General features: G+C 43.8%; 15 protein-coding genes. 11 read left to right on the forward strand and 4 right to left on the reverse strand.

Annotation, left to right across the window (positions count from 1 at the left end):
* Positions 1 to 11 precede the first annotated feature (11 nt).
* Positions 12 to 611, forward strand: a complete 600-nt coding sequence (locus tag BN3283_RS06160) for a hypothetical protein (protein WP_059026093.1) — start codon at positions 12 to 14, stop codon at positions 609 to 611.
* Positions 611 to 919, forward strand: a complete 309-nt coding sequence (locus BN3283_RS06165) for a nitrous oxide-stimulated promoter family protein (protein ID WP_041503763.1) — start codon at positions 611 to 613, stop codon at positions 917 to 919. Before BN3283_RS06160 ends, BN3283_RS06165 begins: the two co-directional genes overlap by 1 nt.
* Before the next feature lies 1 nt (position 920).
* On the opposite strand, the gene BN3283_RS06170 is transcribed toward BN3283_RS06165, so the two are convergent.
* Complete coding sequence (locus tag BN3283_RS06170; protein WP_059026094.1) at positions 921 to 3,602, reverse strand: MutS-related protein; 2,682 nt, start codon at positions 3,600 to 3,602, stop codon at positions 921 to 923.
* A 452-nt stretch (positions 3,603 to 4,054) separates the two neighbouring features.
* Between BN3283_RS06170 and BN3283_RS06175 the strand changes: the two genes are divergently transcribed.
* From BN3283_RS06175 to BN3283_RS06190, 4 genes are all read left to right on the forward strand, one after another.
* Complete coding sequence (locus BN3283_RS06175) at positions 4,055 to 5,641, forward strand: ABC-F family ATP-binding cassette domain-containing protein (RefSeq protein ID WP_059026095.1); 1,587 nt, start codon at positions 4,055 to 4,057, stop codon at positions 5,639 to 5,641.
* A 260-nt stretch (positions 5,642 to 5,901) separates the two neighbouring features.
* On the forward strand, positions 5,902 to 7,677 hold the full coding sequence (locus BN3283_RS06180; protein ID WP_059026096.1) for a DNA methyltransferase: 1,776 nt from the start codon (positions 5,902 to 5,904) through the stop codon (positions 7,675 to 7,677).
* A gap of 3 nt (positions 7,678 to 7,680) precedes the next feature.
* On the forward strand, positions 7,681 to 10,422 hold the full coding sequence (locus BN3283_RS06185) for a DEAD/DEAH box helicase family protein (protein ID WP_059026097.1): 2,742 nt from the start codon (positions 7,681 to 7,683) through the stop codon (positions 10,420 to 10,422).
* 14 nt (positions 10,423 to 10,436) lie between these two features.
* The gene (locus tag BN3283_RS06190) at positions 10,437 to 10,895 is read left to right on the forward strand and encodes a GNAT family N-acetyltransferase (protein ID WP_059026098.1); all 459 of its coding nucleotides are present in this window, start codon (positions 10,437 to 10,439) and stop codon (positions 10,893 to 10,895) included.
* A 126-nt stretch (positions 10,896 to 11,021) separates the two neighbouring features.
* Here BN3283_RS06190 and uvrB read toward each other — a convergent pair whose 3' ends face one another.
* From uvrB to BN3283_RS06210, 3 genes are all read right to left on the reverse strand, one after another.
* Positions 11,022 to 13,028, reverse strand: a complete 2,007-nt coding sequence (gene uvrB / locus BN3283_RS06195; protein ID WP_059026099.1) for an excinuclease ABC subunit UvrB — start codon at positions 13,026 to 13,028, stop codon at positions 11,022 to 11,024.
* A gap of 18 nt (positions 13,029 to 13,046) precedes the next feature.
* The gene (locus BN3283_RS06200; RefSeq protein ID WP_041504061.1) at positions 13,047 to 13,424 is read right to left on the reverse strand and encodes a thioesterase family protein; all 378 of its coding nucleotides are present in this window, start codon (positions 13,422 to 13,424) and stop codon (positions 13,047 to 13,049) included.
* 330 nt (positions 13,425 to 13,754) lie between these two features.
* Positions 13,755 to 15,332, reverse strand: coding sequence for a peptide chain release factor 3 (locus BN3283_RS06210; protein WP_041503758.1), 1,578 nt, complete (start codon positions 15,330 to 15,332; stop codon positions 13,755 to 13,757).
* A gap of 248 nt (positions 15,333 to 15,580) precedes the next feature.
* On the opposite strand from BN3283_RS06210, the gene BN3283_RS06215 reads away from it, so the two are divergent.
* The 5 genes from BN3283_RS06215 to BN3283_RS06235 all read left to right on the forward strand — a co-directional run bounded on the left by BN3283_RS06215 (position 15,581) and on the right by BN3283_RS06235 (position 25,065).
* Positions 15,581 to 18,892, forward strand: a complete 3,312-nt coding sequence (locus BN3283_RS06215) for a golvesin C-terminal-like domain-containing protein (protein WP_059026101.1) — start codon at positions 15,581 to 15,583, stop codon at positions 18,890 to 18,892.
* 339 nt (positions 18,893 to 19,231) lie between these two features.
* The gene (gene nfo, locus BN3283_RS06220; protein WP_041503756.1) at positions 19,232 to 20,080 is read left to right on the forward strand and encodes a deoxyribonuclease IV; all 849 of its coding nucleotides are present in this window, start codon (positions 19,232 to 19,234) and stop codon (positions 20,078 to 20,080) included.
* A gap of 173 nt (positions 20,081 to 20,253) precedes the next feature.
* A complete protein-coding gene (locus BN3283_RS06225; protein ID WP_041503755.1) occupies positions 20,254 to 21,477 on the forward strand; it encodes a metallophosphoesterase family protein in 1,224 nt (407 codons plus the stop codon).
* Between the two features lie 21 nt (positions 21,478 to 21,498).
* Entirely contained in the window at positions 21,499 to 24,570 is a 3,072-nt protein-coding gene (locus tag BN3283_RS06230) for an AAA family ATPase (protein WP_059026102.1), read from the forward strand.
* A 3-nt stretch (positions 24,571 to 24,573) separates the two neighbouring features.
* A complete protein-coding gene (locus tag BN3283_RS06235; RefSeq protein WP_041504060.1) occupies positions 24,574 to 25,065 on the forward strand; it encodes a metallophosphoesterase family protein in 492 nt (163 codons plus the stop codon).
* The last annotated feature ends 33 nt before the right edge of the window (positions 25,066 to 25,098 follow it).

The raw sequence follows: 25,098 nt of genomic DNA on the forward strand, positions 1-25,098 counted from the left end.
ACGAAAGAGAGATGGCTTCGGTAAAAAAGGCGTTTGAATGGCATTGCTCTTCCGCGAGTTGGGCGGAGGCGAACCGAAGGGCCGGTATACGTATCAGGTCCGAATATAGGCGGGATGTCCGGCTGGACGTTCCGCAACGGATAGAGAAGATCGCTATCGGATATATCGGAGAGTTTGCTTTTGATGAGTGGTGTCGGTTGAAAAAACTCCCGGTTGTTTATTTGGGAGAAAAGATTGGGGATACGCCCGATCATGGTGATTTTTTGAGTGCTCGGAACGAGATAATCGACGTTAAAACACAAGAGGTATTTTATTTTCCTCACGATGACTGGAGGTGTGAGGTTACGGACGAACAGGTCAAAAGAGAGGTGGATATCTATGTGTTTTCCAAATTATATACTCGCGGTTCCGAGCGGGTGTTGTTGGTGTTAGGGTGGATATCCAAAAAAGATTTTTTGCAAAAAGCCGTTTTTAGAGCACCCGGAACGATATTACGGGGCAAACCGGTTCATTACGCGAAGTGGGACGTGACGATCGCAGCATTGAACGACATGGACCGGCTGGCGAGTGTGCTGGGAGCAGATGCTATCGTATTACGAGATAACAGATAATGGACAAAAGTAAAGTTTTCCGCGTGGAACGGGAAAAGAAAATTGTAGAGAGGATGATTCGCCTCTATTGCAGGAAAAAGGAGGGAAATAAGACCTTGTGCCCGACTTGTGCGGAGTTATTGGAATATGCCCGAGCGAGATTGGAACATTGTCCTTTCGGGGAGGATAAGACTTCTTGTAAACATTGTCCCGTTCATTGTTATTCTGCGAAAATGAGAGAACGGATCCGGAGAGTGATGCGTTTCTCCGGACCACGCATGTTGTTGTACTCGCCTCGGGCGGCGTTGGAACATTTATTTCGGAAATAATCTAACGGCTGTTGTTGATGGTTTCTATAATCTCTTCATTGTTGATAATACGCATACCGTGACGATCGGAAGTTATCCCCTTTTCTAACAGATAAGGATAGACCGGACGGGATTCTTCGATTCTCGTGGGAAAATAGAAAAATTGGACATTCCGGTAATGCTCCTTTAAATCGTTAGCTGCTTCTATGATATGGGTAGATAGGAGGAAAAGACTGTCCCGACTTTCCGCGAAGCCCATGGATACGGCAACGGTTGCGTCGAAAGCGTCTTTCACGTTGGTTCCTTTAAACAGTTCGTCCATTATCAGTACCAGCCTTTTTCCCCGGTTCAACTCTTCGGCGACAGTCTTTACCCGTAAGACTTCCGAGTAGAAATGGCTGTATCCTACCAGCAGGTTATCGGATAAGTTAATGGAGGTGTACATGCCTTCCTGGAGGCTAAACTCCATCTCCTGTGCGGGTACGGGAAAGCCTAAATGAGCCAGGTATATAGCGATGCCGAAGGCTTTCATAAAGGTGGATTTTCCCGCCATATTGGCTCCGGTCAGGAAGAACACGTTTTGTTCCGTATCTATTTGAATGGAATTGGCTACCGGAGACTCTACGTGGGGATGGTAAAGCCCTTCCATTCGAACGAAATTCTCTTTTTTCTCGCGGAGAAGCGCGTGGGTGAAATGTTTTTCGTTTGCCACGTTTGCCACGGAGAGGTAAGCATCCATTTCGTAAATCATACGCTCCAATGTTTTCATTTCCATAAAGACGGTTCGTCGTAACCGATAATCCAAATGGGCCATTTTAAGATAGGAGAGACGTTTTTTGTCCTTTTCCTTTTTCCACCAACGTATGTTTTTACTTTCCAGAATCTTTTTGAATACGGATCTCTCTTCCTGATAAACGGGAGTGTTGTCGTCAAGCGTTTGCAGGAAGTTATTCAGAGAGTCTAACATTTTTATAGAGGAAAGAATACCGTCTTTGACAAAATCGAATTGGGCATCGTCCATGAAAAATTTTAAGATTCTCCATTTTATTATCCTGTAAAAGGAGAGAAGTTTGAAACGGGGAATCGGGACGTTAAAATAGGTATTGACCTCCTTCATGATAAAACTACCTACCGGGAGTTTTTTGTCGATACGTTGAAAATAACGGATGATCTCCCTTCTCCTCTCGATCTCCTTTGCATCGGTAATGGGATTCATAAACAGAAGTTCGAGTGTCTGGCTACCTCCCTGAGTTACCGTTCGGTTAAACGTGTTGAAAACGGATTCGTCTTTAAACTTGCCGAATAACTCTAAATCGTTTATCGTCTGTTTATCGACAAAAAAACGTCCTTCTTCTTTCGGAGAAGGAGGAACCTTCACCTTGCCTTGAATAATCTCGATGATCCGTTCATTGTTGATGATTCTCATTCCGAAACGGTCTTCCGTTATACCCGGTTGCAAGGTGTGCGGAAAGACGGGTTTTTCTCCCTCCATTAACGTGGAGAAGTAAGTGAACAAGATGTTGTCATAATGTTCTTTTAGGGCGACTCCGGCTTCCGTAATATGAGTGGATATCATGAAGATCGCTTTTTGGTACTTGGCAAATGCTTCCGTTACGGCATAAGTCCCGTCGTAGGCGTCTTTCACGTTCGTTCCCCGGAAAAGTTCATCGAAAATAATAACCAAGTCGTGTTGAAGGTCTAAAAGTTCTGCTACTTTTTTTACCCGTTGAACTTCCGTGTAAAAATGGCTGTAACCCCTTTTTAATTGGTCGGGAAGATTGATGGTGGTATATAATCCTCCCCGGAGAGAAAATTCCATAGACCGGGCGGGAACCGGAAATCCCATATGTGCCAGGTATAGAATAACGCCGAAGGCTTTCATAAAAGTAGATTTTCCGGCCATATTAGCCCCGGTTAAAAAGATGATCTGCTGGGAGGGGTCAATGGTCAGGTCGTTCGTCACGGCATTTTCCACGAAAGGGTGGTAAAGTCCTTTTATATCTATCAGCTGCTCTTGCTCCGGTAGGGGAATCGGAAAGGTAAAGTTGCGTGCGATGGCGGTTTGAGCGACAGCGATGTAGGCATCGAGCATAGCAAGATGAGTCATTAAACGGGACAGTATATCCCGGGCCCTGAAACGAAATATAGTATCGCAAGCAGCTGTTTTTTCATAATCGAATGTCTTTTGCCCGTTCTCCTTAAGAGTCCAAGCCAAACGTTCGTCGTCGACGATTTCTTTCATCTCCTCTATCATCGTTTTCAAAGGAGTTTCTTCTGTCGAATCTCTTTCTTCCGATACGAAGTTACGGACGGAGTTGATCAATCTGATTGTCAGCATGATTCCTTCCTGATTTCTCTTGTAATCCAAATCCATGCCGGATCTTCGTTTTAAATTTCCTTGTATGCTTGTGCTATTCGGGTCTATTCTGCTTTTTTCGCTTTGTTCCCCCAGGTAATTTTCCACGTTATTGATCAAGCTGCCCATAAAAGGGAAACTGCTTTTTTTATCATGGAAATAGCGTATTACGGCTAAGCGTTTTCGGATTTTCTCCAGATCGGATATCGGTTGTTTAAACATGCTTTCCAGCAGTCTGGCTCCCGCGTTTGTACAGGTTTTGTTGAATAAACCGTATATGCTGCTTTTTTTGTTTTTTCCGAATATACTCAGATCGTTTAAGGTTTGGTTATCTGTGTAAAAAGTCATAAGTCGGGTTTAGGGTTGTTGATTGGTATTAGTTTTTATATTAAAGATTTTTTAAAGTTATGATGTTAAATTGACAAAAGGAATATATTTCTTAATTTTTAATTATTTGTAACTATTGTAGTTGATCGCGATTATTTTGACCCGGTTTACCTCTAATTTTGTTTGTTTATATTCTTCGTTGCCACGAAAAAACAGTTGAAAAAGCGTATGTTCCCATTCATTTTGAATATAGAATAAAATGTATTACTTTTGTTTCGAACCTATCATTACTCGAATGAAGATCTAATCATTACTTTTCAAAATCGGGGTTTTACCTATGCCGTTAAACGGTTTCAATAAGGAACCGGGCAGTTTTTTCGTTTAGAAAGTTGCTATTCGTGAATTTGATTCTTGCTATCACTTGTGCCCCGTGATTTCAACTATTTGAGTATTAATTGAGTAATTTATATAGAATGAGCATAGTTGTACGACGACTTACTTATCGACATGCCGACAAGGAGATGCTTTTTCAGGATCTTTCTTTTGTTGTAAAACGAGGCCAAAAAGTGGCTTTTGTCGGGAATAACGGAACCGGAAAATCGACTTTAATGCGTGTTATAAACGGGGAGCTTTCGGCCGTGTCCGGCGAGATTACTTGTGCCGGAACAACGTATCATGTGCCGCAGCATTTCGGGCAATACGATCATCTGACGATAGCGGAGGCTTTGCGGATCGATAAAAAACTGACGGCCTTGCGGGCCATTACGGGAGGCGATGTTTCGGAAGAACATTTTACGGTGCTCGGAGAGGATTGGGATATAGAAGAGAGGGCTCGGACGGCTTTGGAAATTTGGGATTTGGAGTATGTTTCGCTCTTCCGGCCGTTGGCAAGTCTTAGCGGAGGAGAAAAGACCCGGGTGTTGCTTGCGGGTATTCATCTGCATTCGCCTGAGATAATTTTGTTGGATGAGCCCACCAATCACTTGGATAGCGAGTGCCGTGAACGGTTGTATGAGCTTATACGAAACGCTGAGGCGACCATTGTTGTGATAAGCCATGACAGGGTATTGCTGAATCTGTTGTCATCGATTTACGAATTGGATAAAAGGGGGATAACTTACTACAACGGGAATTATGATTTTTATAAAACTCAGAAAGAGTCTCTTATTCATGCGCTTTATGCCCAATTGGACGAAAAGGAAAAAGAATTGCGTCTGGCCCGTAAGGTCGCTCGGGAAACTGTCGAACGAAAGCGGAAATCAGATGTTCGGGGAGAAAAAAGAAGTGCTAAAAAAGGGATAAGCCGTATGGCGATGAACACTTTAAAAGATAAGGCGGAAAAGAGTACTTCGGCCATGAAGGGTGTTCACGAGGAGAAGCAAAGGAGTATTGCAGAGAAGTTGACCGGGGTACGGGCCTGCCTGCCGGATATAAAATCCATGAAGGTAGATTTTAATACCTCGTCGTTACATACGGGAAAAATTTTAATTACGGCTCGGCGTATTAATTTCGTTTATTCGTCTGTCCCTTTGTGGGAGAAGGATTTAGATTTCCTGATAAAGAGCGGCGATCGGGTACTTATCCGGGGAAAAAACGGTTCCGGAAAAACAACCTTACTGCGGCTGATGACCGGAGAGTTGAATCCTTCCAGAGGGGCATTGACCCTTGCGGATTTTAAATACGTTTATTTAGATCAGGAGTATTCGATCATTAAAAATGATTTGTCCGTGTTTGAGCAGGTACGACGGTTTACCGCCGTGCGACAGGAACATGAAATCAAAACGATTTTGAATCGTTTTTTGTTTCCCATGCCGGTGTGGGAGAAAAGTTGCAGAATGCTGAGCGGGGGAGAGAAGATGAAGTTGGCTCTTTGCTGTCTGATGATCAGTTCCGATACCCCGGATGTTTTTATTTTGGACGAACCGACCAATAATATCGATATGCAGAATGTTGAAATTCTGACCGCTACCGTAAAGGATTTTCGGGGAACCGTGTTGCTGATCTCACATGATCCTTATTTTGTTGAACAAATCGGAGTAGACTACACGATAAACCTTTAATGAAAAGTATAATGGCTCTTTAACTCCGGATAACATGTGTATTATCATTTTGAATTTAAAATACGAAGTTTAATTTTGTAACCGGAAAAAAGCGGAAGAAATTATTTCTCTTGTTTTCTTCGATGTCGTCGTATCTTAATTTATATTTGTAAAGGAATGATATTGAACCTGAATCAATCGAATGCGATTGATAATGGAGAGGTTAGAGAAAGGATGGGGAACACTTCCTAATAATAACAGAGGATAATACGTAGAATAGAATGAATAAATTGATCGGTTGCACGGATGTGGTTTTTGATATATTGAAAACAAAAAACAAGTGTTTGACGGATAGCGGTGAAGTGGATATGAATGCGCTTAAGAGAGCGGTAGATGAACAAGAGGAGTGGTTGATCTCTTCTTTGTTGGAGAATGAGATATGCCGGAAACGTTTTTTTATTCGATGCGGTGCGGTTTATGTATTTAAGCAGAGAGATTTCGGTTTTTTTCTGGAGCAGGATATGCTGGATCACAGTTATACGAAATTTGAGAATAAAATCGGATTGGCTACCGGAAGAGGTAAACTATTGAAAGATTACGGAGAGGTGGTTTTGTACTTTCCGTTTAAAGATTGTGTACTCGAAGGAGGACAAAGCACGGAAGAGGGAGTGGACATTTATTTTGAAGCGAATGCCGATGCATCCGATTACGTGGAGAAAAAGGCGAGGAGGAAAGAGGTGTTTTTCAATGCGGTCATAGGTAGTGAGGAGATAGATCGGTTGTTGGAACCCAAGGCTTTTGAAAACGTAAGGCGTAATACCGGAAACGGAGAGAAGCGATTTGCAGGATTTCAATACGATGAACGAGGAGTGATTAAGGATAATCTGGTCATAAAGGGAAATAACCTGTTGGCTCTGTACAGTTTGAAGGAACGTTTTTTGGGGAAGGTCAGGTTGATTTATATCGATCCCCCGTACAACACGGGAAACGATAGTTTTGGTTATAATGACAATTTCAACCATTCGACCTGGCTTGCTTTTATGCGTAATCGATTGGAGGTCGCCAAGGAGTTGTTGGCTGATGACGGGAGCATTTTGGTTCAATTGGATTGGAATGAGGTACATTATATGAAAATCCTGATGGATGAGGTATTCGGAAGAGAGAATTTCCGGAATGAAATTATCTGGTGTTACAATGGACCGGGTTCACCTAAGATGAAACAATTGAACCGGAAACATGATAATATATTGTGGTATAGTAAAACCGGCAACTGGATTTTTAACGGGGACGATGTTAGGATGAAATCCGAAGTGCACGTGGGAGGTTTTAACGGGGAGATGAACAGTGACGTGAGTGAGGGGTACACGGAGAAGGGAAAAATTCCGGAAGATTGGTGGGAATTGTTCCACACGGAGGAGGATTTCGTGGAGGAGATGAAACGGATATTTGCCGAATATAAATTGAATTCCGATGCCGATTGGCTGAAGGCGGCGGTAGCGGCCCGAATAAGGGTGGACGGAGAGAAGAGGACTGGATATATCACGGAAAAACCCTATAAGTTAATGGAACGGTTGATTAAAATGACCACGAACGAGGGGGATATCGTTCTTGATTTCTTTGCCGGAAGTGCTACAACAGCTTATGTTGCCGACTATCTCAACCGACGGTATATTGCCGTGGAACAATTGGAAGAGACGCAGGAGAAAATCAAGACCCGTCTGAAAAATACGGAATACGTCTATTTCGAGTTGGCCAGAAATAACCAGAGAGCTATAGAGAAAATCAATACATGTAAAAATTACGATGAGTTGCTGGCTTTTTTTGAACGGATGTGCGAGCGCTATTTTTTGGATTACAACTTGAAGGTAAGAGAGTTTAGGGAAAAGGTCAGCCGGGAAGAAACTTTCATGGCTTTGCCTCTATGGAGGCAAAAAGAGATTTTCTGTAAAATGCTCGACTTGAATCAGCTTTATATCAACTATGCGGAGTTGGGGGATATCCGGTATACCGTGAAGGAGGAGGATGTTTTTGCCGCTAATGAATTTTATAAAAAATAAGATATGACCCATACGAGTTTAGGGAATCCGGCGAAGATCGATTATTTGTATGAAGAGTTGGAAAAGAGTAAGAAATATGTCGAGAACCCTATTGTTATACCTGAATACATCACCCGGAATCTGAAATTCGACCTGTTTTACTGGCAACGGGAGGCCTTGGAAAATTTTTTACTGAACGAGAGGAATAAGGAGAGAGGGAACCACCTGATGTTTAATATGGCTACCGGTACGGGTAAGACCTTGTTGATGGCGGCTTTATTACTCTATTACTATAAGCAGGGGTATCGTAAGGTGATCTTTTTTGTTAATCAGAACAACATTGTAGGCAAAACGGAAGATAATCTCTCCAATCCCGGACATAACAAATACCTGTTTCAGCCGATCATCACGATTGATCAGGAGACCGTGAATATAAAGAAGGTGGAGGTGTTTTCGGATCGGGATGATGTATTGGAGATAAAGTTTTGCAGCATACAAAAATTGCATAACGACGTCTATAATATAAAAGAGAATACCACGACCTTGCAGGAGTTGCAGGAGCGGGATATCATCATGATAGCGGATGAAGCTCATCATCTGAATGCCAACACGAAAAACGAAACGGGAGTATTGTATGGTCCGGATTTTAACACGAGCATATCGGAAACAAACGCGAAAGAGGAAGATATCGAAAGGGGATGGGAAAATACGGCCATACAGTTGCTGTTGAATAAATACGGTTATAGGGGTGACAGGCCGAACAAAAATATACTTTTGGAATTTACGGCTACTATCCCGGAGGTAAGGAGCGTGTTGCAAAAGTATGCGGATAAGACGGTTTATAAATTTCAGATTGAAGATTTCCTTCGGGCCGGATACACGAAAGAGATTCATTTAGTCAGCTCTTCTTTCGATAAACGGTTGCGAATATTGCAAGCATTATTGTTTAACTGGTATAGACAGGAAATTGCTATTAAGTTCCATTTATATGATTTTAAGTCGGTTATCCTTTTCCGGAGTAAAACTATTGAAGCTTCCCAGGCGGATTTTGCCTTTTTTAGGGAGTTGATAGATAATTTGAGTATTTCCGATTTCGATTTTATCGGGACGGTTAAGGAAGAGGAGCTGGATAGGATGAAGGAGGTTTACCGAAGAGGTCAAAGTCGGATTATGGATATCAGGCGTTATATTGCGGACAACCGTATTGAAGTTCAAAGTATCATCGAATTTTTGCAGACCCATTTTAAGGTTCAAAATTGCATTATAACCAATTCTTCCGATAGAACGGCTAAGGGGAAAGGGAAAGGAGAAGAGAAAACGACGGAAAGCCAGGATCGTTTATTGAACAATCTGGAAGATAGAAATAATATCATCCGGGCTGTATTTTCCGTGCAAAGATTGACGGAGGGATGGGATGTTCTAAACCTGTATGATATCGTACGATTGTATGAAGGACAGAATACGGGGGGCAGCAATGTAAAGAAATCGGCAACCAGCCGGGCGACGACCCAGGAGGTACAGTTGATAGGCAGAGGAATAAGGTATTATCCGTTTTCTTATGGAGATAAGGAGAGAGGAAGACGGAAATTTGACGATGATCTGACCCATGAATTGAGGGTACTGGAGGAATTTTATTTTCATAGCGATAACGATGAGCGCTATATAGGGGACCTGATTCAGGAGTTGAAACGGAAAAATTTGATAGAGGACAGGAAGATACGTAAGGTATTTGGACTGAAAGAAGCGTTCCGTGCCTGCGAATTTTACCGGAAGGCGAAGCTGTTTAAGAACGAACGGATCGTCAATCCTTTCAGGCAGAAGAAAAGTCTGGATCAGATCGAAAAGGAGTGGTATTTTGCCTGTACAATTATAGAAGAACAAAAAGAGGCTAAAATTCTTTTTGATGATAACCGGGACGATGAGGATAAATATGTCGATCATGCTGAATCCAAGACGCTACTGATAACGATTAGGGATATGGAACGTCATATCGTTATGAAGGCGATCAATCGATTGTCTAAGCAGGTGGATTCTGTCTATCGGATAGGAAATTTGTCTAAGGAATTGAAGGTCGAATCTATCGATGAACTGTATGATAGCGGCCTATTGGCGGGACTTCCTCTCTCCGTAACAACGAATCGGGCATTGACCCATAACGACTATCTGAAGATTGCAATCCGTTTCTTCGAACAGCTGGAACAGGAGATAAAAAAGTATTCGCGACCTTATACCGCCACCTGCTTTAAATCGGTTGCTTTGGCGGATGTATTTGAAAAATCTAAAGAAAAGCTGGTTGAGGCGAATTATGATAAAGAGTACGAAAAGAGTATGGTTGCGAACGATTGGTATGTGTTGGATGCGTTTGTGGGGACGGATGAAGAACGTGATCTTTTGGAATTCATAAAAGGATACATCGGTAATTTGAAAAGTCGTTACGATGAGGTATACCTGTTGCGTAACGAAGAGATATATAAAATATATGATCGCGAGGGACGAGGGTTTATGCCTGATTTTCTGTTGTTCCTGAGAAAGGGAGATGACTATTTTCAGGTATTTGTGGAACCCAAAGGGAGCGATCACTTGGAAACGGATCAATGGAAGAATGATTTTTTGCAAGCCATAACGACAGAGGATCAAAATTATATAGATCGATCTTTGATGCAGCAAGGGAATAAAAGTTATCGGTTGATAGGTATACCTCTTTATAATTCGACTAATACAAAGAAAGAGGTGGAGACTTGTTTCGTCCGCCATCTTTTGTCTTAAATAAATAATTGAAAATGAGTGAGATTGTACGACCTTCAGTTTGTGATTACGATGAATTGACCGACCTCTGGGAAGCCTCGGTTCGGGCTACTCATGATTTTCTTGCGGAGGAGGATATTCGTTTTTTTAAGCCTTTGGTGCGGAATCAATATCTTGATGCCGTATCGCTTTTTGTCATTCGGGGGAATGAGGGGCGAATTCTGGCTTTTATGGGAATTCGGGAAGATATGCTTGAAATGTTGTTTGTCCATCCCGGAGTACAAAGAACGGGATTGGGGCGACGTTTATTGCATTATGCCGTGCAATGCAGAGGAATTTCTAAGGTTGACGTAAACGAACAGAATGAAAATGCGCTCTGTTTTTACGAGCGGATGGGCTTTGAAGTAACCGGGAGGGATGCAACGGATGCTTTTGGAAAACCGTTCCCTATTCTGCATATGAGCTTGAAAAGCGAAGACTCTTCGAGAGAATAGGGATAATTTCGTCCCATATTTAGAGGTTGGTGAATATTTTGATTTACGATTGAGTGCTGATCTTACTCTCTTTAAATCGCCAACCCCTCAATCTTTCAACCCCTCAATCTTAGAATCCCTTAATGGTTAATTCGTTAATTTCCTTAGATGTTCCTCCAATTTAAACATTTCGTCCCGTAGACGAGCGGCTTCCAAAAAATCTGTTTCTTTAGCCGCTTTTTGCATGGCGGCTTTGGTTTTTTGTAGCATTTTTTCTATTTCCGGTTTGCTCATGTAGGCGACGACTGGGTCGGCAGCCGTATTTACGTGCTCTTCTTCGACATAGGCGCGAGAAGTCTCTTTTAAGACCGATTCGGTGGTTTTATGAACTTGAGTCGGCGTAATACCGTGCTGGCGATTGTATTCCATTTGCTTCTCCCGGCGGTATCTTGTTTCGTCGATGGTCTCTTGCATGGAGCGGGTAACGGTATCGGCATACATGATGACCTTTCCGTTCAGATTACGGGCAGCCCTGCCTGAAGTCTGGATCAGCGAACGGGTAGACCGCAGGAAACCCTCTTTATCGGCATCCAAAATGGCGACTAAAGAGACTTCCGGCATATCCAGTCCTTCCCGTAACAGGTTTACGCCGACGATGACATCGATGACTCCTTTCCGAAGGTTTTCGATGATTTGTACCCGTTCGAGCGTATCTACGTCCGAATGAATGTATTGACATTTGATGCTGATACGGTCGAGGTATTTGCTCAACTCCTCCGCCATGCGTTTGGTGAGGGTCGTGACCAATACCTTCTCGTTAAGCTCTATTCGTTTCTGTATTTCGTTTATGAGATGGTCTATTTGGTTCTTACTGGGTACAACCTCTATTTCCGGATCCAGGATGCCCGTCGGGCGGATGATTTGCTCCACGACGACCCCGTTGCATTTTTCCAGTTCGTAATCGGCGGGTGTGGCACTGACGTATATGGTTTGTCCCGTGTTGGCCTCGAACTCTTCGAACGTGAGCGGCCGGTTGTCGAAGGCGGCCGGGAGACGGAATCCGTATTCCACCAGAGTCTGCTTGCGGGAGTGATCTCCACCGTACATGGCCCTCACCTGGGGAAGAGTAACATGGGATTCGTCGACCACGAGTAAAAAATCCCGGGGAAAGTAATCCAGCAGGCAAAACGGACGTATGCCTGCGGCTCTTCCGTCGAAATAACGGGAATAATTTTCTATTCCGGCACAATACCCTAACTCGCGTATCATCTCCACATCGTATTTTACCCGTTCTTCCAATCGTTTGGCTTCAAAATGTTTTCCGATGGATTTTAGAAAATCGACCTGTACGATCAAATCTTGCTCTATATCGTGTATGGCTTTGGCAACGGTGGCCTTGTCCGTCACGAAAAGATTGGCGGGATAGATGTTTAAGGTTTCTAAAGTATCTATTATTTTTCCGGTTTGGGGACTGAAAGAGGAGATCCGGTCGATCTCATCCCCCCAAAATTCGAGTCGGTAAGCTATGCCGTCGAAAGTTTCAATCGAAGGGAATATGTCTACCGTTTCCCCTTTGGCACGGAATGAGCCTCTTTTGAATTCCAATTCGTTATTGGCATATAGAGCATCCACCAACCTGCGAAGTAGTTGGTTCCTTGCAATCTTCATCCCGGTTCGCAACCTGATCGTGTTGGCCCCGAAAGCGGTCGGATCTGCCATTCCATACAAACAGGAGACGGAAGATACGACAATGACATCTCGACGTCCGGATAGCAGGGAAGCGGTAGCCCGTAGACGGAGCTTATCTATTTCATCGTTGATAGCAAGATCTTTCTCGATATACGTGTTGGTAACGGGTAAATAGGCCTCCGGTTGATAGTAATCGTAGTAGGAAACGAAATATTCTACGGCATTTTCCGGAAAAAATGCCTTGAATTCCCCGTATAACTGGGCCGCTAACGTCTTATTATGGCTTAGAATCAGGGTCGGGCGTTGTATTTTTTGGATTACATTGGCAACGGTAAATGTTTTTCCCGATCCGGTTACCCCGAGTAAGACCTGACACGGATCACCCCCCTCGATGCCTTTCACGAGTTGCTCTATGGCCTCCGGTTGGTCTCCGGTCGGCGTATACTGTGACGTTAACTTGAACATGGATCTGTGCGATTGATGTTAACCGAGTTTACTCAAAAATTTCACGGGATTGATGATAAAACGATCATGAACAGCCGTACCGATTGTTGCGGTTTCATCCCATGCCTCGATTTCAAAGCGAATGCGACGTCCTTCTGTTTCCGTAATGGTTGCCTTACATCCTACTTTTTTACCGACGGGAGTGGCTTTCACGTGCTTCACGTTGATTTCTATACCGACCGTGTCGTTTTCGGCTTCCAACATGCCTTCTAAACATTTGATAGCGGTATTTTCCATTAAACCGACCATGGCAGGGGTTGCGAACACCTCTAATTTACCCGATCCGTACACGGCTGCGGTATCTTCATGTCTCACGATAATCTCCTGAGTAAAAGAGAATCCTATCTTTATTTCCATAACTTTATTTGTATTTGACATACAAAGTTACTGAATTATCTGGCCCATACCATGTTTTTGAGGATTTTTGACGGTTGATCTCTGCTTTTATCGAATGAAGACGGACCCTTTGTTTCTATTCCGGTTATTTTTCTTCTTTACAGTGTGGTATTTGATCCGTGCTGTAAATCTTTTCCAATGGTTTTCGGCTTGCTTGGGGATGAATGAGAAGTTCGTATTAATTGCGTATATCGTCCGTATGCTCGTTTATGCCGGAAAAATCGAACACGTTTTCTTCTTTGAAAATTTCCTGACTCTTTTGACGAGGTTATAAAGAATTTTTACCTCGGATTAAAACTCCGAGGTAAAGTGGAAGAGCAACTTTTTATAATTATTCTGTGCCATTTGAAGCATGTATTGCGATTCGGCTAAGAATACGTCCCGTCCCCACTTGTCTTTAGCCAAATACTGGGCTTTATGGAGCTTAAAGTCTTCTAACTCTTTGTAATCTAACGCTTCGATCCAGCACGCTTTGTAAAGGTTGATGTTTTCCCAGCGACAGGCGGCACCGTACTCGTGGAGTAAGCGGTATTCTATTACCTCGAATTGTAAGGCTCCCACCGTCCCGATGATTTTTCGGTTATTAAATTGGTTGACAAATAATTGGGCGACACCTTCGTCCATTAATTGATCGATTCCTTTGGCTAACTGTTTGGATTTCATCGGATCGGCATTCTCGATGTATTTGAAGAGTTCGGGCGAGAAGCTGGGAATTCCTTTGAAATGCAGTTTTTCTCCTTCCGTCAGGGTGTCTCCGATCTTAAAATTACCCGTGTCATGCAAGCCGACGATATCACCGGGATAGGCTTCGTCGATGATGGATTTTTTAGAAGCCATAAAAGCGGTAGGGGTAGAGAATTTTAAATTTTTTCCCAATCCCACGTGCAGGTAATTGGTGTTCCGCTTGAATATGCCGGAGCATACCTTCACGAATGCAATGCGGTCCCGGTGGTTTGGGTCCATGTTGGCGTGGATCTTAAAGATAAATCCGGTAAATTTATCCTCTTCCGGGCGGACTATTCGTTCTTCCGTCTCCCGGGGAAGCGGCGAGGGGGCTATTTCGATAAAACAATCCAGCATCTCCCGGATACCGAAATTATTTAAAGCCGAACCGAAAAAGACGGGAGCCACCGTGGCATCCAAGTACTCCTTGCGGTTTATGCCCGGATATACTTCCCGAACCAACTCTAAATCGTCCCGCAATTGTTGGGCACTCCGTTCTCCGATGTACTCGTCCAGTTCCGGGCTATCGATATCGTTCAGTTCGATACCGTCCTGTATGGTTTGTACGCTGGCCGAATAGAGGCATAAATTCTGTTTGTGGAGGTTGTAAATACCTTTAAAGGTATCACCGCTGCCGATAGGCCAACTTAAAGGATTTACCTTGATTTGCAACTCCTTTTCGATGTCGTCCAGTATATCGAAAGGATCGTTTGCCGGCCGGTCCAGTTTATTGATAAAAACAATAACGGGAGTTTTGCGCATCCGGCATACCTGCATCAGTTTGCGGGTTTGGGTTTCCACACCCTTGGCGGCGTCGATCACGATAATCACGCTGTCGCAGGCCGTCAATACCCGGAAAGTGTCTTCGGCGAAGTCCTGGTGACCGGGGGTATCCAAGATATTAATTTTGACGTCTTTGTATTCGAACCCCATCACGGAGGTGGCCACTGAAATACCTCTTTGTCTTTCGATTTCCATAAAGTCCGAGGTAGCCGTTTTTTTAATCTTGTTCGATTTAACCGCTCCGGCAATATGAATGGCTCCCCCGAAAAGGAGTAATTTTTCCGTTAAGGTCGTTTTACCCGCATCCGGGTGGCTGACAATGCCAAAAGTACGTCTTCTTAATATCTCTTCAGTAAAACCCATGTATTTCCGTGTGAATATATACGACTATTTTTTGCGGCTGCAAAGATAATGATTTGAGTATTTAATTTAAGGTTTAAGGCAGAAAAATTGCGGACGTAAAAATATCGAGTCTATTTTCCATTACGTTTAAAACGTTATCGCTTGTTTTTTTCGTAAAGTATAACCGGAATAAAAATATTTTTTATATTTACTACAATTCACATTCATCCTTTGATTGATTTGGTGGTGTCTATATAAAAAGGAAAATTATGCAACTAAAAAGAGTTATTACTGTAGCTCGTTACGAAAGACGATTATTAGGACGTAATTGGATAGTTCGAATTTTACTGGTATGGGGAATAATTGCCATTATCGGGGAACAATACTTGCTTCAAGGAGATCAGGACGTCAATCGGTTTATGATTGCCCTACCGGGCGCAATACCTTACGTGAATACCTATCTTTTCACTCTACTTCAATCGATACTGGTGATTTTGGCCGTTGTAGAATGGCGTCGAAGGGAGAAGAGCAGGGACACGTTGGAATCCGTGCGGGTAAGGTCAGTCGGTAATACGGAATACTTGTGGGGTAAAGGATTGGGAATTATTGTGTTGCTTTCTATATTTCAATTATTCTCTTTACTGTTGGCCATGGGAATAAACCTGTTCGCGAGTGAGTCTCCCTTTTGTTTCTGGGATTATCCTTTCTATTGGTCGACACTCTCTTTTCCGGCATTGATTTTTATGACAGGATTATCGATTTTTGTGACGGGGTGGATTCGGAATGCGGGTCTTGGTCTTGTCGTTTTATTTACTTTTTTCTTGGGAACGCTATATTATTTAACCGATTTAGGACATGGTATTTGGGACTTCACATCGACAGATATACCCAATGTATTCTCGGACGTGACAGACTGCATGGGGATAATAGCTTATATCTCATATCGTTTCATTTATTTGACACTTGGCGTAGGCTTGTTGTTATGGTCGATAGGAGGAGAGTGTCGTTTGCCGAACGGAAGGAAGGAGATTCGGTACGGGTATTTGATGGGTGCGGTTCTTGTGATGCTGGGTTCGGGTACGGGTATTTTCCATTCGGTTCGTTACTGGCAGGATGAGACTACCCGTAAAATTTATTTGAAATTCGCTTTACAACATACTCCCTCTCCCTTTATTCGGGTCAATCGTCATGATCTGGAGGTAGAACAAAAGGGAAATCAAATTTTGGGAAAGAGTCGGTTGGAAATTATTAACCGGGATAAATCGCCCGTGGAACAATGGGTTCTGTATTTGAATCCCGGTTTACAAATTATTTCTTTTAACGAGTCTTCCGGACAGTCGGTGGAGTATGATCGGGAGAATCAAATCGTTGTGGTAAAGCGACCGTTAAAAGGTGGGGATACCTGTACTTTTAGCCTGACTTACAAGGGGAAGATCGATGAACGGGTGTGTTATCTCGAGGTTCCCTCGGCAGATTATTGGCATATGCAATGGTATAATTGTCCGATGCGCTTCGGAAAACGTTATGCCTTTGTGGGGGATAAATACACGTTGTTAACTCCGGAATGTCTTTGGTATCCGGTGGCGGTATCCCCGGTGAATCTCTCTTTCCTTCATGCAACGGGAAAAGATTTCACGGATTTTCGACTTCGGGTTTTTGATCCGAGCCGACGGAGTGTGGTATCACAGGGAGAAAGAATACGTGAGGGAGATTCGGTACGATTTTATAATTGGCAACGTTTACAGGGGGTGACATTGTGCATGGGAAATTTCGAGAGCCGTTCCGTCAGGGTGGATTCCGTCATGTTTGAATTATACAGTTTTAAAGGACACGACCAACTGTCGCCTTTGTTTAAAAACATGACGACGGAAGAGTTCCAAAACGTGTTAAAAAGATCCATGGGTAGATTGAAATTGAAAGACTACCCGTTTCGAAAGCTTGTGATGTTAGAGACCCCGGTATCTTTTGCGGTAAATTCCAGGTCATGGAAATCCGTCGGTGAATGTGTACAGCCAGAGCTTGTCTTATTTCCGGAGAGATGGTATCCTGTAAGATGGATGAACGTGAAGAATTCGTTTCGGAGTTTTGAAGAGAATTACCAAAGACAGTTAACTATGGGTATAGTGAGTAATCGTTCTTTCGAGGAGGAATTTTTAGCTTTTTTTATATATTATCTTACGTCTCAAAAGGTGTCCATGGGAATAAATAATGTTTTTATTCCCGCTTTTGCCGAAGGTTTTCGGGTTCCGCGATTGGAACCTAACGGGCAATATGTATCGCCGTTGTTTTTTAATTATTCCGGTTATTTTTTTTCGAACGATTATCCGATTATGGATAAGGTTATGTTTACCCTCTTGGAACGGAAAAGGGCCGGGAGAGCAGATTTTAACGGAAGTGATGAGATGCTGAAAGCTGATCGATATTTATCCACTCGTAGCTTGGAGGATGCCTTACGAGATACTTTTATTCCGGATCCTGTTTTTGAAGCGATTCTTATGCTAAAAATGAATTATATTAAAGACTATGTTTCTCTTAGCATACCAGAAAAAGAGTTTTATCTCTTTGTTGAAGAGTTTAAATCTCTCTATCCTTTTCAGGAAATGGACTTTAACGAGTTTATGCGAAAATTGAAATCGGAAAAGGGAGTGGACTTGGAAAAAATATTACCGGACTGGTTTCGTGGACGAGAAATCCCCGCTTATCTGATAAAAGATATCGGGGTGGATAAGGTGATTACCGATGAAGAGGAGGATATGTACAGGGTACGTTTTAAAATAAAAAATACCGGTAAAGTGGATGGTATTGTAAATTTGTCTTTATCTCTTGCCGATTTTGACAAGATGACATATTGTTACTTTATTCCGGCAGGGGAGAGTAAAGAGATTAAAAAGCTTGTAAAGACAAAACAGTTGAATTATGAATTGAATTTAAATCTCTCCTCCAATATACCTCACGGGTATACGGAAGTCCTTTATAAGGAACCGGATGAGGTCCGGGATACGGCGGATGGTATTTTTGATATAGACGATAGTGTTTTTGCTCCGGCCCCGGATGAATTTATCGTGGATAATGAAGATCCCGGTTTCCAATTGGTGGAAGCGGACAAACGGCAGCGTCTGTTTGAAAAGGAGAGTCGGAAGGAGAAAAAATACCAGTTTGATTATATCGCCTTACGCGATATGGGACAGCTTTTACCGACTCGCTGGACTTATTGTGCGGGAAGTTCCGGAATTTACGGAAATGTAGTTCGGAGTCTGGTATATAAAAAGGCAGGAGAAGGAAAAGCCAAGGCGATTTGGAAAACAGACTTGCCAAAGAGCGGGGTGTACGAACTGTTTGTTTACATTGGAGCGTATCAAGTGAGAATGGATGGGGAGCCCGTACAGAATTACGAGCTGACAGATCGTGATGGAATAAGGCAGGTCTCGGTGAAGACGGAAGAGGGCAAGGGATGGCTTTCTTTGGGTGAATTTGACCTTTCTGCCGGAGAGAATCAAATCGTGTTAAGCGATAAAGGAGTGGAGGAAGAACAGGTGATCTATGCCGATGCGGTGAAATGGAAATTTATGGGTGATAAATAATTTATTTTAATAATTTTTGTTTTAAAATTGTTTTGGGAAATATGTCATAATATACTTCGGCAAGCGGAGTATTGGTCTTTTCGAAAAAAGGAATGAAAACACAGGAAATTACGGTTGGGAATCAAACGGAAATTAATGTGGTCATGCATAAAACAAAAGAAAAAAAGAAATAGACAAAACACGCTGGTGTGGGAGTTCCGGGTAATTAAACTATCCGGAACTTTTTATTGAATTTTCAAATTACCTCCCTATCTTTGTATACGAGTATAACTTCTTGCAATTTATATCGTTTGAAAGGTTATTACGGAGTTAGCATGAAGAGATTAAAAACTTGAAAGAATGAAAAAATATATAGGAGCGCACGTGAGCGCATCGGGAGGAGTAGAGAATGCTCCGTTAAATGCTCATGAGATCGGGGCCACGGCTTTTGCCCTCTTTACGAAAAATCAGCGGCAATGGAAGGCAGCACCGCTTTCGGCTGAAAACATAGTCCTTTTTAAGGAGCGTTGCGAACAATGGGGATATATGCCTAAGCAGATATTGCCGCACGATAGCTATCTGATTAACTTAGGGCACCCCGAAGCGGGTGCTTTGGAGAAATCGAGAGAGGCGTTTTTGGACGAGATGCAGCGTTGTGAGCAGTTGGGACTGGATCGGTTGAATTTTCATCCGGGAAGTTCCTTAAAAGAGATCACCGACGAGGAGTGCCTGCAACGGATTGCTGAATCCATCAATTGGGCGTTGAGCAAGACCGAAGGGGTAAGTGCCGTTATCGAGAACACGGCCGGACAAGGCTCTAATTTGGGTTACCGGTTCGAGCAAATCGCTTACATTATCGACCGGGTGGAAGATAAAAGCCGGGTGGGGGTATGTATCGATACCTGTCATGCTTTTGCTGCGGGATACGATTTGTCGACATCCTCCGGTTTCACGGAAACTTTCGAGCATTTCGACCGGGTGATCGGTTTTAAATACCTGATGGGAATGCACTTGAACGATGCTAAAAAAGGATTGGGCTCACGGGTGGACCGCCATGAAAGTATCGGTAAAGGCGGGTTGGGGATAGAGACATTTAAGATGATTATGCAGGATCCTCGTTTCGACGATATTCCGCTTATCTTGGAGACTCCCGACGAATCGTTATGGCCGGAAGAGATAGAGATGTTGAAAGGATTTGTAAAGGATTGATCGATTTAGGGATTAAGTGATTAAAAGATTAAGTGATTAAAAGATTGGGTGATTAAAAGATTGGGTGATTGAGAGGTTATATGGTTTTGGGATCGGATCTTCTGACCGGTGGATTGCAGAACTGTTTTAAAAGTGTGTAACGGGTGCGAAATAACGAATAAAACAGATAAAGTATGAAGATTTTGCATACTTCGGATTGGCATTTGGGAAAACGTTTGAACGAACGGGAACGGATGGCCGAGCAGATAGAGGTAATGGACGAGATTGTACGTATTGCCGGGGAGGAGCGGGTGGATGCCGTCGTGGTGGCCGGAGATCTTTTCGATACTTACAATCCTCCGGTGGAAGCCATCGAATTGTTATACCGTACCCTCTATCGGTTGGCAGACAGGGGACGTCGTTTGGTGGTGGCCATTGCCGGAAATCACGATTCGCCGGACCGGATTGACTCTCCCGACGTGCTGGCTAAAGAGTGCGGTATATTTTTCGTGGGTAATCCCATGACGGAGTTAAGGACCTCCGTTATCGAAGGAGAGGTAAGCCTGATAGAGGCTGACCGGGGATACGCTGCTTTCCGTCTTCCGGGATACGATTATTCGTTGCGGATTATACATACTCCATACACGAATGAGCAACGACTGAAGAAGTTTTTAGGAACAGAGGATCGACCTGCCCGTTTGCGGGAAGAGTTGGCCGAACACTGGCAGGAAACAGCCAAATGCTATTGTGACGATTCGGGTGTAAATCTACTGATCGCCCATCTTTTTGTAATGAGGGAAGGAGGCGAGGTTCCTGAAGAGCCCGAAGATGAACGTCCTATTCAGGTGGGAGGTGCCGATGCGGTATATTCCTCCATGATTCCGGCTGCCGTACAATACGCGGGATTGGGCCATCTGCACCGGTATCGGATGATCGATACGGTTCCCTGTCCGGTAGTTTATAGCGGTAGCCCGTTAAGTTACAGTTTTAGCGAGGCGGAACAACAGAAGTATGTTGTGTTGGTGGAGGTAGAACCCGGAAAGGCTCCATCGGTCGAAAGAAGGGTTTTAAAAAGCGGTTGTCCGCTGGTCAGGAAAAGATTTTATGGAGCCGGAGAAGCTATCCGGTGGTTGAATGAAAATCCCGATGTATGGGTCGAGTTGACCGTGGTAACGGATACTTACCTGACGGCGGCGGAGACAAGAGCCATATACGCCGCTCACGACCGGATCGTATGGTTGATTCCGGAAGTGAAGAACGAGTCGCTAACGGCAGCCCGTGCCGTTTCGATTCATGAATTGCGTTCGGACGTGAACGCATTGTTTGCCGAGTATTTTAAAAGCCGGAAGGGACAGGAACCCAACAAGGAACTGATGACACTCTTTCAGGAGGTACTGGCTAAAAATAAAGAACGATAACGTGCTATTAATTATATTTATATGATTCCCGTAAAGCTGACATTGGAAGGAATTTATTCGTACCGGGAGCGGCAAACGATTGATTTTACCCGACTGACCGGGGCTAAACTGTTCGGTATATTCGGTCCGGTAGGAAGCGGTAAGTCGACTATATTGGAAGCGATGATATATGTCTTATACGGAACTATCGATCGTTTGAATACGGAGGTGAAGTACAATCTGATGAATTTGCAGGCCGATCGGCTTTTCGTGGATTTTGAGTTTGTTGCGGGAAGGGAAGGGAGAAGATACCGGGCTTCCGTGGAGAGTAAACGTAACCGGAAGAATTTTACGGATGTTTCTTCTCCGAAGTTCAATTACTATTTTGAAGAGAAAGGAGAGTGGCACCCGTTTACCCGGGAGGGATTGATCGGAGTCATCGGGTTGACCGTGCAGAATTTTAAACGGGTCGTGATTATTCCGCAAGGAAAGTTTCAGGATTTCCTGATGTTGCGGGACAAGGAGCGAACGGAGATGATGATGGAACTTTTCGGAGATCTGCGTCAATACGATCTTTCAGAAAGCGTGACGACATTAGAGACCGAAACCCGGCAACAAGTGACTGATTTTCGAGGCCGGATCGTCGGATTGGGAGAGGTCGCCCCGGAAACGATACAAGAAAAACGGGAGAAACGGGAAGAGTTGAAAACGGAGGAGGAACGATTGAAAGGGGAGATACGGGAGATTTTATCCCGGGAAGAGAAGCTGAAAACGACAAAACTGCTTTTGGACGAATTGGCCGTGAAAAAAGAGACGGAGCGGCAGTTGGTTGATATGCAACCGGAAATGGAGCGGTTGCAGGCCGAACTGACGGAATATGAGTTTTGTCTTCAGCATTTTCAACAACCGGTAGGAAACCTGGAAGATCTCCAACATCGTTCGGGAGAGGTCAGATTGGCTTTGGAAAACCTGCGGAAAATCGGGGAAGAGAAAAAAGAGATTTTACTCTCCTTTATGAAAAATTTTGAAGTTCTTCAGGAGAGATACGGGGAAAAAGAGGAGATAAGGAAACGAATGGAGCGTGTAGATGCCTTTATTCGTCGCTTGGAAGTAGAAAGAGAATGCCGTGATTTGGAAGGTCGGAAAGCAAAAGGCGAAGAGATAGTCGTAAAGACCCGTCAGGAGATTGAAAAACGACAGGAAGAGTCGAAACGGGAGAAGAAGGAGTTGGAAGAGTTGATACGGGTTATCCCCGATATGAGGGTTTTGTCAGATATCCGGGAGTGGTTTACCGTTCGTCAACACTTGTTGACGGATCGGGAAAAAGACGGGAAAGAAAAAAAGAAAATCGAAAATGAGAAAGAGGAACTTATCGGGGAGTATATCGCGTTGCGGAAAAAGTATACGGTTATACAACATTTGGAGAAGGTAGAAGGAGAAGTATGGTTAAAGGCATGCAGAGAACAGATGGAGTCGGTTGCCGAGCGGTTGAAGTTTTTGCGAAAAGAGGCGTTGCGTTTGGGAACCCGTGAATGTTTGGCGACTTTTGCCATGGAGTTGTCGGAAGGAACTCCTTGCCCTTTATGCGGTGCTTTGTCGCATCCTTATCCTTTGCACGCGGAAGCTGTGGAGGGAGATGTTAAGGAAAATACCGATTTGATCGTACAGTTGGAGAACGAAGAGAAAGAGCTTTCGGTTTTAATTTCCCGTTTGACCTTGCTGAATGAACGTTACCGGGTATGTCGGGAACGGGAAGATCAGCTGGAGGCTGCGATGAAAGAGACAGAAGAGGCAATGAAAAAACATTCGGATCTATTTGGCTGGAAAACCTATTCCCCGGAGTGTCCGGAGAAGGTCGAGGAGGAGATGAAACGGGCGGCGGAGTTGAAAGTCCGGCGGGAAAGGCAGGAGGGCCGGATCGCTCGAACCGGCGAGCAGATTGAGCTTCAACGGGAAAACTTGGAAAAATACAGACTCAGGTTGGATGAGATCGACCGGTTGTTGGTACAGAGAAGAGCGCAGGTGGAGTTATTGGCGGCACAGATCGAAGGACTCGATACGGAAAGATATGAATCCTACGGTTTGGAGCAGTTGAACAAGGTGTTGACGGAAGGAAACAGGGAATTGGAGAAATTGGAAAAGGATTACGCGGGGGCCGTGGAAAAGCGACGGGAAATGGAGTTGGAAAATCGTAAATTGGAAGGAAATATAGAGGAAAAAGAGCGGGAATTTATCCGGTTAAGAAGGGAAGAGGAGAGTGTGAGAAAACAATTGGGTTCCCTTTTAAAGGGTACGGATTATTCCGGTATAGAACCCGTGAAAGAGGTATTAAAGAAAAAGATACATATTCAAGAATCCCACGAAAAAATAAATCGATATAATCAGCAACTGCATGCGGTAAGGTTACGGAGAATCGAATTGGAAAACTTGTTGAAAGACGTTGTCTATGATGAGGATCAGTACATGACCTTGCAAAAAGAAATTTCCGCAAAACAATTCCGCGAACGGGAGTTGGTAGCGGAATTAGGGGCTTTAGACAATCATATTTCGGATTTGGAGAAGCGCTATGCCTCCCTGCTGGAGATCCGGAAAGAGTTAACCGTTTTGGAAGAGCGTCTTCAGAATCTCCAGCTGTTGAAAGGACTTTTCCGGGGAAACGATTTTGTCAAATTTGTCTCTTCCATTTATTTGCAGAATTTATGTAATGCGGCGAACGAGCGTTTTTTCCGGATGACCCGTCAACGATTGAAATTGGAGTTGAGTGAAGATAACGATTTTCTGGTGCGTGACTTTATGAACGAGGGAAGGACCCGGAGTGCGAGAACTCTTTCCGGCGGGCAAATCTTTCAGGCTTCCCTCTCTTTAGCTTTGGCTTTGACGGATAACATCCGGCATCTGTCGGGGTGCAAGCAGAACTTTTTCTTTTTAGACGAGGGGTTCGGTTCCCTCGACAAAGAGTCGTTGTCTGTCGTCTTCGACACCCTGAAGGCTTTACGGGATGAAAACCGGATCGTGGGCCTTATATCTCACGTGGAGGAGATGCAGCAGGAGGTTCCGGCCTGTATACAGGTGGAAAACACGAGTGAAAGAGGAACTATTGTAACACAAAAATAAATGATTATGAAAATCGGTTTGTTATCGGATACGCACGGGTGGTTAGACCCTAAGATCGTGGAATTTTTTAAAGATTGCGATGAGGTTTGGCATTGCGGGGATATCGGGGATACAGCCGTTACGGACGAGCTCTCCGGGCGTTTTACCTTACGGGCCGTTTACGGTAATATCGACGGAGGGATATTGCGCCGAATGTTTCCTGAAAGACAATTGTTCGATTGTGAAGGAGTGAAGGTGTTGATGACCCATATCGGCGGTTATCCGGGACATTATGAACAAAAGGTAGCCGGAATTATCTACCAGGAACATCCTAAACTGTTCGTATGCGGGCATTCGCACATTGCGAAGGTAAAATATGATAAAAATTTGGATTGTTTGCATATTAATCCGGGAGCGGCTGGAAAATTCGGTTTTCATACGGTACGTACGGCTGTTCGTTTTGTTATTGCAGCCGGAAATATATCCGATCTGGAGTTGATCGAATTGGAGAAATAGAATGATTTAAGACTATATTAATAGAATTAATAG

It is taken from the genome of Gabonibacter massiliensis (assembly GCA_001487125.1).
Taxonomy (GTDB): domain Bacteria; phylum Bacteroidota; class Bacteroidia; order Bacteroidales; family Marinifilaceae; genus Gabonibacter; species Gabonibacter massiliensis.

Bases quoted from the DNA above. Each gene is read 5' to 3' on its own strand.
- BN3283_RS06160 (WP_059026093.1), top strand. From the start codon at position 12: ATGGCTTCGGTAAAAAAGGCGTTTGAATGGCATTGCTCTTCCGCGAGT.
- BN3283_RS06165 (WP_041503763.1), top strand. From the start codon at position 611: ATGGACAAAAGTAAAGTTTTCCGCGTGGAACGGGAAAAGAAAATTGTA.
- BN3283_RS06170 (WP_059026094.1), bottom strand. From the start codon at position 3,602: ATGACTTTTTACACAGATAACCAAACCTTAAACGATCTGAGTATATTC.
- BN3283_RS06175 (WP_059026095.1), top strand. From the start codon at position 4,055: ATGAGCATAGTTGTACGACGACTTACTTATCGACATGCCGACAAGGAG.
- BN3283_RS06180 (WP_059026096.1), top strand. From the start codon at position 5,902: ATGAATAAATTGATCGGTTGCACGGATGTGGTTTTTGATATATTGAAA.
- BN3283_RS06185 (WP_059026097.1), top strand. From the start codon at position 7,681: ATGACCCATACGAGTTTAGGGAATCCGGCGAAGATCGATTATTTGTAT.
- BN3283_RS06190 (WP_059026098.1), top strand. From the start codon at position 10,437: ATGAGTGAGATTGTACGACCTTCAGTTTGTGATTACGATGAATTGACC.
- uvrB (WP_059026099.1), bottom strand. From the start codon at position 13,028: ATGTTCAAGTTAACGTCACAGTATACGCCGACCGGAGACCAACCGGAG.
- BN3283_RS06200 (WP_041504061.1), bottom strand. From the start codon at position 13,424: ATGGAAATAAAGATAGGATTCTCTTTTACTCAGGAGATTATCGTGAGA.
- BN3283_RS06210 (WP_041503758.1), bottom strand. From the start codon at position 15,332: ATGGGTTTTACTGAAGAGATATTAAGAAGACGTACTTTTGGCATTGTC.
- BN3283_RS06215 (WP_059026101.1), top strand. From the start codon at position 15,581: ATGCAACTAAAAAGAGTTATTACTGTAGCTCGTTACGAAAGACGATTA.
- nfo (WP_041503756.1), top strand. From the start codon at position 19,232: ATGAAAAAATATATAGGAGCGCACGTGAGCGCATCGGGAGGAGTAGAG.
- BN3283_RS06225 (WP_041503755.1), top strand. From the start codon at position 20,254: ATGAAGATTTTGCATACTTCGGATTGGCATTTGGGAAAACGTTTGAAC.
- BN3283_RS06230 (WP_059026102.1), top strand. From the start codon at position 21,499: ATGATTCCCGTAAAGCTGACATTGGAAGGAATTTATTCGTACCGGGAG.